Origin of the sequence: Micromonospora mangrovicola (assembly GCF_047200535.1) — a bacterium.
In the GTDB taxonomy this organism is placed as follows: Bacteria; Actinomycetota; Actinomycetes; order Mycobacteriales; family Micromonosporaceae; genus Micromonospora.
In genome coordinates, this window is sequence record NZ_JBJZOG010000069.1 from 24,937 (window position 1) to 34,148 (window position 9,212).

Consider the following 9,212-nt stretch of genomic DNA (forward strand, 5'->3'; position numbering starts at 1 on the left):
AGTACGCGCTGCCAGACCCGGCGACCGCGGCAGGCACCGTCAACCCAGCCGGGTCGCACGGGCGTACAGGTAGCGCTGCTGCGGCAGGTTCATCGACCGGCGGGCCGCCGCCAGGTACGCCTCCCGGGCCGCGTCCGGGTCCCCGGCCAGCTCCAGCAGGTGCGCCCGCGCCGCGTGGCGGCGCGGGTCCTCGGCGACCCGCGGGTCGGCGGCGAGGGCGTCGAGCAGCACCAACCCGGCGTGCGGTCCCCGCGCCATGGCCACCGCCACCGCGTGGTTGAGCCGGACCACCGGGTTGTCGGCGACGCTCAGCAGCACCTCGTACAGGGCGGCGATCTGCGGCCAGTCGGTGGCCTCGACGCTGGGCGCCTCGGCGTGCAGGGCGGCGATGGCCGCCTGGAGCTGGTACGGCCCGACCGGGCCGCGGGGCAACGCCGCGCCGACCAGCCGGACCCCCTCGGCGATCTGCTCACCCCGCCACCGCCGCCGGTCCTGCTCGGCCATCGGCACCAGCGTCCCGTCCGGGCCGGTCCGCGCCGGCGTCCGCGCGTGGATGAGCAGCATCAACGCCAGCAGACCGGTCACCTCGGGGTGGTCGGTGAGGCGGTGCAGCAGCCGGGCCAGGCGGATCGCCTCGGCGCACAGGTCGGCGCGGTGCAGGTGCTCCCCGGCGGTGCTCGCGTACCCCTCGTTGAAGATCAGGTAGAGCACGTGCAGCACGGCGTCCAGCCGGGCGGCCCGCTCCGGACCGGCGGGCAGGGCGAACGGCAGGCCGCTGTCCCGGATCCGCTGCTTGGCCCGGGTGATCCGCCGGGTCATGGTGCCCTCCGGCACCAGGAACGCGCGGGCCACCTCGGCGGTGCTCAGCCCGCCGACCGCGCGCAGGGTCAGCGCGATCTGGCCGGCCGGGGGCAGCGACGGGTGGCAGCAGAGGAAGAGCAGGATCAGCGTGTCGTCGGCGTCGTCCGGCGGCCGGTCGGCCGGTGGGGCAAGCCACCGGTCCGGCGGCGCCTGTCGGGCTGCGGTGTCCTCGCGGCGGCGCCGGGCCTGCTCGGCGCGGAGCAGGTCGGTCAGCCGGCGGGACGCCACGGTGATCAGCCAGGCCCGCGGGTCGTCGGGCAGCCCGGTGCCGGCCCAGCGGGTGGCGGCGGCGAGCAGCGCCTCCTGGGTGGCGTCCTCGGCGGTGCCGAAGTGCCCGTACCGGCGCACCAGCGCGCCGAGGACCTGCGGCGCCAGCTCGCGCAGCAGGTCCTCGACCCCGTTGTCGGCCACCGGTCAGCCCTGCAACTCCTCGATGCCCGCCAGGATCGGGCGCACGTCCACGTACTCGCCCTCGGCGTCCGGGTTGACGAACCGGGCGGCGATCTCGGTGGCCCGGTCGAAGCTGGCACACTCGACCAGGGTGTAGCCGGCCAGGACCTCCTGGGTCTCGGCGTACGGGCCGTCGGTGACCACGGGCGCGCCGCCGTGCAGCCGGACCCGGCGGGCGTGCACAGGTGCGCTGAGCCCCTGCGCGTCGACCAGTTCCCCGGTCTCGGCCAGCTCCTTGTGGACCGCCTCCATGTGGGCGTGCAGCGCCGCCATCTGCTCGGGGGTCATCGGCGGCCGGCCGCCCGGCATCCCGGTCATCGCGTCGTAGTCCTGCTGGGTGCCGTACAGCATGATCAGGTATTTCACGGTCTCTCCTCCCGGCCGGCGCCCCACGGCGCCGTGTACCGGGTACGTCGGAGCCGATCAGCCGTCCCGGACACCAGCCTAGGACCGGGTCAGTCCACGCGGGCGGAGCCGAGCAGCGCGGCGGTGGGCAGCCGGAGGGTCCCGTCGGCGTCCCGGTAGGCGGCGCTGAGCCGGTCGTACTCCCGTCGGATCCGCTCCCGCACCACGGGGGGCTGCCGCTGCACGATCAGGCCGGCGCTGCCGATGCCGGCCGCCGGCCCGGCCCACCAGTCCGTCGGATCGGCGTGGTGCACCCAGGTCAGGGTCGCGCACCGGACGTCGGCCAGCCCGGCGGCGGTGAGCAGCCCGGCCAGGCCGGCCTCCGTGCGCGGGAAGTCCCGCTCGGGCGCCAGCCGGGGCAGGTCGTCCGGCGTCGGTACGCCGGCGGCGGCGATCGCCTCGCCCCAGAGTCGTTGCAGCGGCGGGTGCGGGCTGGGCCAGAGGGTGACCGCCACCCGGCCGCCGGGGCGGACCACCCGGCGCAGCTCGGCTGCCGCGGCGGCCGGGTCGCCGACGTGGTTGAGCACGAAGTTGGCCACCGCCGCGTCGGCGCCGCCGCTGCGCAGCGGCAGCCGCGGCAGCACCGCCCGGGCCAGCGCCGCGCCCGGCGCGGTCCGTCGGGCCGCATCGAGCATGCTCGACTCGGCATCGACGGCGACCACCGCGGAGCAGCGGGCGAGGGCCGCAGCCGCGACCGTGCCCGGCCCGGTGCCGACATCGATCACCCGCCGCCCGGACCGGACCGCCGCCGCGTCCAGCAGCGCCTCCGCCGGATACGCGCAGAGCCGGCCGAAGCTGCGCCGGTACGCCTCGGCCCGCCCCGCCCACCGGGACCGCTCGTGCGCGTCGAAGTCAACGTCGATCATGGCGGGCAGCGTAACCGGAGTGGCGCGTCGGTCCTACCGTGGCGGCATGACCACACTTCTGGTGGCGCTCGCCGTGGTGGCGCTGGTGCTGGCGGCGCCCGTCGGATACGTCTCCTGGCGCGACCGTCGCCGGTCCACGCCCGACGAGAGTCACGGGGCCGCCGTCGACGCCGAGAGCCGTCGACACCGCTACGAGACCCAACGGCACGCGTCCCAACACCACACGGTGCGCCATGGCGAGCCGGGCAGCATGTGAGCCCGCCGGGGTCCGCCAGGGCGGCGGTGGAGCGGGCCGGTAATGGGGCTCGCCGTTCAGGCGCGGACGGGCGCCCCGTTCGCGATCAGCGCGTCCCGCCAGGTCCGGGTGTGCCAGGCCGCGGCACCGTTGAAGACCTCATCGAGGACGCCGGGCCCGTCGCCGGTCACCGGGGCCGGCCGGTCGGCCCAGAAGTCGGTGAACGCGTGCCGCTGCTCGGGGCTGGGGGCCGGCGAGATGTCCGAACCCCGTCCCACCAGGGCGTAGCGCCGGCCGCCGACGGTGAGCAGCAGGGTGCCGAGCCGGGACAGCCGACCACTGACCTGGCCGGCCGGTACGGCGAACAGCTCCGCCCCGGACCGGTCCCTGGCCCGCAGCCACCCCTGGTCGAGGGTCATCAGCACCGGCACGCAGCGTCGGCCGTTCCAGATGCTCCGTCGCCAGTAGACGATGCTCGCGTGGGCCGCTCGGTGGGTCACGCGGGGCACTGTACCGGGTCGCTCCGCACGTCCCGTACGACGAGCGGTGCGAGCCGGTCGAGGTCACGCCGGCCACCTGGCCCGGCCCGATGACCGCGCCCACGCGTCGAGCCGGCCCCGCCCGGGGTCCGGAGCCGAGTTCGTGCTCCGCGCCGGCGGCCGGGGAACCACCGGGTCCGTCGTGCCCGCCGGTGAACTGTCGCCGCCCGCCCCGCGTGATCACCGGTGGGCATCATCCGCGCGCGGTCGGGGTACTGCGCACGGCACAGCGACTGGAGCCGGGGAGGTAACCGTGGGGGAGAAGGCGGGACGTCGGCGGATGGGGCCGCTCGCCGGGCTGCTGGTGGCGGTGGTGGTGGCGGCCGGGTGCATGGGCGGTGGGCTCGACCAGGGCGATCCCCAGGGTGAGCCCGGACAGCCCGGCCCGCAGCGGTCCCGGCCGGCGGCCTCCCCGGGCGCGCAGGACACCCGGGAGGACGGGACCACGAGCGTCACCGAGTTCAAGAACGACTTCAACGACGCCGTCGGCCTCGCCGAGCAGTACTGGACCGAACGGTTCCGGGCCTCCGGCAAGCGGTTCCAGCCGATCCGGCGGGTGGTGCCGTATTCCCGGTCGGGGGAGGTGTCCTGCGGTGGGCAGGCCCTGCCGCGCAACAACGCGGTCTACTGCTCGGCGGGGGACTTCATCGCCTACGACGTGAACTGGTCGGTGGCGGCCTTCCGGCAGATCGGCGACGCGTTCCTGTACTACCTGCTCGGCCACGAGTACGCCCACGGCGTGCAGGTCCGCCTCGGCATCCGCTACGACTTCACCATCCAGCAGGAGCTGCAGGCCGACTGCATGGCCGGGGCGTACATCGGCGACAACGTGCGGAACAAGATGCTCGCCCTCGACAAGGGCGACCTCGACGAGTTCCGGAAGGGGCTGCTCGCGGTCGGCGACGACCCGGACCAGCCCTGGTTCGCCGAGGGCTCGCACGGCACCGCCGAGCAGCGCACCGATTCGTTCTTCCGGGGCTACGAGAACTCGCTGGGCGCCTGCGGTCTCGGCTGATGCCGCAGGTCACCCTCCGCCGGGACGATCGACCGGGCCGGCGGCGGGGCTGAGAGGATCGGCGGGTACGCCCACCCGCCCGAGGAGGCCCCGCTGAGCAGCAAGCACCCCGCCGCCGTGCTCTTCGACATGGACGGCACCCTGGTCGACAGCGAGAAGCTGTGGGACGTGGCGCTGCAGGAACTCGCCGCGGTCTACGGCGGGACGCTGTCCGACCCGGCCCGCAAGGCGATGATCGGCACCAGCATGGCCGCGGCCATGCGGATCCTGCACGACGACCTCGGCCAGCCGGAGCGGGACCCCCAGGCCAGCGCCGAGTGGATCAACGCGCGGATCCTGGACCTGTTCCGTACCGGGCTGCGCTGGCGGCCGGGCGCGCTGGCCCTGCTGCGGGCGGTCCGCGCGGCGGGCATCCCCACCGCTCTGGTCACCTCCAGCGGCCGGTCGCTGGTCGAGGTCGCCCTCGACACCCTCGGCCGGGACAGCTTCGACGCGGTGGTCTGCGGCGACGAGGTGGACTCGACCAAGCCGCACCCGGAGCCGTACCTGACTGCCGCTCGGCTGCTGGAAGTGCCGATCGCCCGCTGCGTGGCGATCGAGGACTCGCCGACCGGGGTGGCCAGTGCCCTGGCCGCCGGGGCCGCGGTGCTGGCCGTGCCGGCGGAGGTGCCGCTGCCGGCGACGGAGGGCGTGCACCAGCTGGAGAGCCTGAGCGGTGCGGATCTGGAGCTGCTCGCGGCGCTGCTCGGCGAGCCGCCGGCCTGACCGGCTACGCGACGGGGCCCCGCCGGTCGGCGGGGCCCCGTGCGTTTCGGCCGTGCTCAGTCGTGGGCGATGGCACCCAGCACGTTGATCCGCGCGGCCCGGATCGCGGGCAGCGCCGCAGCGACCACCCCGATGATCGCGGCGAGGATCAGGAAGGTGACCATCTGGCCCCAGGGCAGGACCAGGTGGGTGAAGCCCTCGTCCTTGAGCGCCCGGATCACCGCGGTGCCGAGGCCGGTGCCGACGACCACCCCGAGCAGCGCGCCGAAGATCGAGATCACCACGGCCTCGACGGTGATCATGCGCATGGTCTGCGCCCGGTTCAGCCCGATCGCCCGGAGCAGGCCCAGCTCACGGGTCCGCTCCAGCACCGACAGGGCCAGGGTGTTGACGATCCCCAGCACCGCGATCACGATGGCCAGCGCCAGCAGGATCTGGATCATCTTCAGCGGGGTGTCCAGCTGGCCGGTCTGCTGCTTGATGAACGCGCCCCGGTCCGCCACCGACACCTCGGGGCTGTCCGCGAGCAGCCGTTCCACCTGCGGCTGCACCTCCTCGATCCGGGTGCCGGGGGCGAGCTGCACGTAGCCCTGGATGGGCTGCGGGATGGCGAAGTCGCGGGTCGCCTGCGCGGGCAGCATCACCGGGTTGGTCAGCTGCGAGCTCTGGTAGATGCCGCTGACCGTGTAGGTGCGGGCCTCGCCCCGGGACAGCTGCACGGTCACCGTGGAGCCGACCGACAGGTTGCGGTTCTCGGCGACGTCCGAGTTGATCAGCATCTGGTCCGGGCCGATCCGGCTGATGTCACCGGCGGTGGCCTTGGCCCCGAAGACTCCCTGCAGCGCGGCGGGGTCGCTGCCGGCGGCCACCCAGGTCCGCTTGCCGCCGACCAGGGCCATGTCGCCGTACTCGCCGTCGGCCAGTCGCACGCCGGGCAGCGCGGCGATCTCGTCCAGCACCGCCGGGTCGAAGCTCGGCGGCCGGGGGCCGCTCTGGTCGCCGGCGATGACCAGCTCCGCCTTGATGGTGTCCTCCGCCAGGGCGGTGATGCTGCCCTTGGCCGAGTCCAGGATCACCGTCACCCCGGTGACCAGGGCGATGCCGACCATCAGCGCGGCGGCCGTGATGGCCGTACGCCGGGGGTTGCGGCCGGAGTTGAGCCGGCCCAGCTTGCCCGGCACCGACCAGGCGAAGATCGACCCGAGCAGGGCGACCACCGGGCGGCTGATCAGCGGGGTCAGCAGCGCCACGCCGATCAACGCGAAGAGCACGCCGCCGAGGACGGCCCACAGGGTGTGGCCGCCGGCCCGCTCGGTGAGGCCGAGAAAGAGCAGCACCGCGCCGATCCCGGTGACCACGGCCCCGCCGACGGTGACCCGGGTCAGCGGCCGGTCCGGGGTGGCGACGTCCTGCATCGCCGCGATCGGCGGGATCCGGGACGCCCGCAGCGCCGGCAGCAGCGCCGCCAGCACGGTGATGACCATGCCGACCGTGAAGGCCGCGATCACCGCGGCGGCCGGCACGCCGATGCCGGCGACGGCGAGGCCGCCCTGCTGCCCGAACACCCACGCCAGCAACGCGCCGACGCCGATGCCGGCGCCCAGGCCGAGCACCGAGGCGATCAGCCCGACCGCGAGCGCCTCCAGCACCACCGACCCGATGACCTGCCGGCCGCTGGCCCCGACGGCCCGCAGCAGGGCCAGCTCCCGGGTGCGCTGGGCGACGATGATCGAGAAGGTGTTGAGGATGAGGAAGGTGCCGACCAGCAGCGCCACCGCGGCGAAGCCGAGCAGGATCTTGTTGATGAAGGAGAGCCCATCCTTCAGGCCGGCCGACGTGTCGGCGGCCAGTTGCTCGCCGGTCTTGACCTCGTAGTCCGGGCCGATCGCCGCGGCGACCGCGTCGCGCAGCGCCGCCGGTGTGGAACCGTCGGCGGCCCGGACGGTGACGTTGGTGAAGAGGTCCGGCTTGCCGAGGATCTGCTGCTGTGCGGCCGGGGTGGTGAAGGCGACCTCGTTGACGCCGCCGAGGGAGTCCCGGTCGCCGCTGTAGCCGAAGACGCCGACCAGGGTGAAGTCCTGCCGCTTCGACGACATCGGGGTGAGCACGCCTACCGTGTCGCCGACCTTGACCTTCGCCGCCTCGGCGAGGGCGGCGTTCACCACGATCTCGGTGTCCGACTGCGGGGCGCGACCCTCGCGCAGGCGCACGAGGTCGCTCTCGCCGAGCCAGTTCTCGCCGAGCTGCGGCGGGCCGAAGGAGGTCATCGCCTTGCCGTTGCTGCCGATGAGGCGGGTGCCGTCGGCGTTGACCACGCCCTTGACGTCGGCCGCGCCGGGGACCGCCTTCACCCGGTCCACGAGCGAGGCGGGCACCGGGGTGACCACCTGCTCGCCCTCGGACTCGCTGAGCGCGACCCTCGGCTTGCCGGCGACGTTGACGTCGATGTCGGAGAACCCGTCGGCGAAGAGCGCGTCGAAGGAGCGGCCGAGGGTGTCGGTGAGCACGAACGCGCCCGAGACGAACATGACGCCCAGCACGACGGCCAGGCCGGACAGCACCAGGCGCACCTTGCGCGCCAGCAGGCTCTTGAGGGTGGCACGGAACATCAGCCAGCCACCTCGGCCGGGTTGTCCAGCTTCTTCATGGTGTCCAGCACCGTCTCGGCGGTCGGCTCGATCAGCTCGGAGACGATCTGCCCGTCGGCGAGGAAGACCACCCGGTCGGCGTACGCGGCGGCGGTCGGGTCGTGGGTGACCATCACGATGGTCTGGCCGTGCTCGCGGACCGAGTTGCGCAGGAACTTGAGCACCTCGGCGCCGGCCCGGGAGTCCAGGTTGCCGGTGGGCTCGTCGGCGAAGATCACCTCGGGGCGGGAGACCAGTGCCCGGGCACACGCCACCCGCTGCTGCTGGCCGCCGGAGAGCTGCGCCGGCCGGTGTCCCAGCCGGTCCCGCAGGCCGACGGTGTCGATCACCGTGTCGTACCAGGCCGGATCCGGCCTGCGGCCGGCGATCGAGAGCGGCAGCAGGATGTTCTCCTGGGCGGTGAGCGTGGGCAGCAGGTTGAACTGCTGGAAAATGAACCCCACCTTGTCCCGGCGCAGCCTGGTCAGCCCCGCGTCACCCAGCCCGGTCACCGTGGTGTCGCCGATCATGACAGTGCCCCGGGTGACCGAGTCCAGGCCGGCCAGGCAGTGCATCAGCGTCGACTTGCCCGAGCCGGACGGGCCCATGATGGCGGTGAACCGGCCCCGCTCGAACTCGCAGGTCACCCCCCGCAGGGCGCTGACCTGCGCCGCACCGCTGCCGTACACCTTCCACACGTCGCTCGCCAGGGCCGCGGCCTGCGCCTGCCGTCCCACCGTCGCGGTCACGTCATCCACCTCTTCCAAATCACCTGCTGAAACCGCACCGCCCCCGCGGACCGGTGCGGTAGCTCCCATCCTCCGTGCCGTGGACCGAGGATCCGTCCATCCCCGGGCGGATCCCGCGCCGGAAATACCGCTGGGGGGCGCCCCCGAGACGGCCTCAGGGTCGCCCCCTGATCACCGCATCGTCGCTCGGCTCGCCGACCGCCGGACCGACGCTATGACCTCACGCCACGTCATGGTCAACCGGTCCGCCCCGTGTCCAGTCACGGTAGGCGGCGCCGGCAACGGCTCCGTCGTGCCGAACGCGGCCCCGCAGGTACGCGTTGCACGGCAGCACGTCGCGTTCCGCTACGCGCGGGCGGGCAGGACGGCGGGGCGGCCTAACGCCGCTTCGGGTGGGCGCGTCCGAGGGCGCCGGCCCGGCCCCACCGTCCCGGGATGTTGAGCAACTCGATCCGGCCCATGCTCGCGGGCACGGCCGGCCTGGTCACCAGGTGGTCTCCGCGCGGCTCCATGCCGAGCATGGTGCGCAGCAGCAGCAACGGGGTGCCGGTGGACCAGGCCTGCGGACTGCAGGCCGTGGGGTACAACACCGGATACCTGGTCAGCGCCCGGTCGTATCCGGCGAACGCCTCCGGGAGCCGGCCGTGGAAGTACTCGGCGGCGTCGATGATGCCCTCGGCGATGCGTCCCGCCTGCTCGC

The 9,212-nt window shown here is 74.1% G+C and carries 9 protein-coding genes and 1 pseudogene; 3 read left to right on the top strand and 7 right to left on the bottom strand.

Features of this window, described 5'->3' with window-relative positions; all coding sequences use genetic code 11:
* Positions 1-39: 39 nt before the first annotated feature.
* The 3 genes from ACL02O_RS23790 to ACL02O_RS23800 all read right to left on the bottom strand — a co-directional run bounded on the left by ACL02O_RS23790 (position 40) and on the right by ACL02O_RS23800 (position 2,582).
* Positions 40-1,272: an RNA polymerase sigma factor gene (locus ACL02O_RS23790; RefSeq protein ID WP_412820360.1), complete on the bottom strand. Its 1,233-nt coding sequence runs from the start codon at positions 1,270-1,272 to the stop codon at positions 40-42.
* A 3-nt stretch (positions 1,273-1,275) separates the two neighbouring features.
* Positions 1,276-1,677 carry a YciI family protein gene (locus ACL02O_RS23795; RefSeq protein ID WP_412820361.1) on the bottom strand — a complete coding sequence of 134 codons (402 nt, stop codon included), beginning with the start codon at positions 1,675-1,677 and terminating at the stop codon, positions 1,276-1,278.
* An 89-nt stretch (positions 1,678-1,766) separates the two neighbouring features.
* Complete coding sequence (locus ACL02O_RS23800) at positions 1,767-2,582, bottom strand: class I SAM-dependent methyltransferase (protein ID WP_412820362.1); 816 nt, start codon at positions 2,580-2,582, stop codon at positions 1,767-1,769.
* A gap of 46 nt (positions 2,583-2,628) precedes the next feature.
* Here ACL02O_RS23800 and ACL02O_RS23805 point away from each other — a divergent pair, with 46 nt between their 5' ends.
* Positions 2,629-2,838, top strand: coding sequence for a hypothetical protein (locus ACL02O_RS23805; RefSeq protein WP_412820363.1), 210 nt, complete (start codon positions 2,629-2,631; stop codon positions 2,836-2,838).
* A 56-nt stretch (positions 2,839-2,894) separates the two neighbouring features.
* On the opposite strand, the gene ACL02O_RS23810 is transcribed toward ACL02O_RS23805, so the two are convergent.
* Complete coding sequence (locus tag ACL02O_RS23810; RefSeq protein WP_412820364.1) at positions 2,895-3,317, bottom strand: hypothetical protein; 423 nt, start codon at positions 3,315-3,317, stop codon at positions 2,895-2,897.
* Between the two features lie 292 nt (positions 3,318-3,609).
* Between ACL02O_RS23810 and ACL02O_RS23815 the strand changes: the two genes are divergently transcribed.
* Positions 3,610-4,371: a neutral zinc metallopeptidase gene (locus ACL02O_RS23815; RefSeq protein WP_412820365.1), complete on the top strand. Its 762-nt coding sequence runs from the start codon at positions 3,610-3,612 to the stop codon at positions 4,369-4,371.
* Positions 4,372-4,488: 117 nt separating this feature from the next.
* The gene (locus ACL02O_RS23820; RefSeq protein WP_412820366.1) at positions 4,489-5,136 is read left to right on the top strand and encodes an HAD family hydrolase; all 648 of its coding nucleotides are present in this window, start codon (positions 4,489-4,491) and stop codon (positions 5,134-5,136) included.
* Positions 5,137-5,192: 56 nt separating this feature from the next.
* Here ACL02O_RS23820 and ACL02O_RS23825 read toward each other — a convergent pair whose 3' ends face one another.
* The 3 genes and pseudogenes from ACL02O_RS23825 to ACL02O_RS23835 form a co-directional block, all read right to left on the bottom strand.
* Positions 5,193-7,745: an ABC transporter permease gene (locus tag ACL02O_RS23825; protein ID WP_412820367.1), complete on the bottom strand. Its 2,553-nt coding sequence runs from the start codon at positions 7,743-7,745 to the stop codon at positions 5,193-5,195.
* Positions 7,745-8,512, bottom strand: a complete 768-nt coding sequence (locus ACL02O_RS23830; RefSeq protein WP_412820368.1) for an ABC transporter ATP-binding protein — start codon at positions 8,510-8,512, stop codon at positions 7,745-7,747. The genes ACL02O_RS23825 and ACL02O_RS23830 overlap by 1 nt, the downstream gene beginning before the upstream one ends.
* Positions 8,513-8,889: 377 nt before the next feature.
* Positions 8,890-9,212, bottom strand: a pseudogene (locus ACL02O_RS23835) (glycogen debranching N-terminal domain-containing protein); the annotation flags it as partial.

What these genes read in the sequence shown, in the direction of transcription:
- ACL02O_RS23800 (WP_412820362.1), bottom strand. Translation starts at nt 2,582, where the DNA reads ATGATCGACGTTGACTTCGACGCGCACGAGCGGTCCCGGTGGGCGGGG.
- ACL02O_RS23825 (WP_412820367.1), bottom strand. Translation starts at nt 7,745, where the DNA reads ATGTTCCGTGCCACCCTCAAGAGCCTGCTGGCGCGCAAGGTGCGCCTG.
- ACL02O_RS23805 (WP_412820363.1), top strand. Translation starts at nt 2,629, where the DNA reads ATGACCACACTTCTGGTGGCGCTCGCCGTGGTGGCGCTGGTGCTGGCG.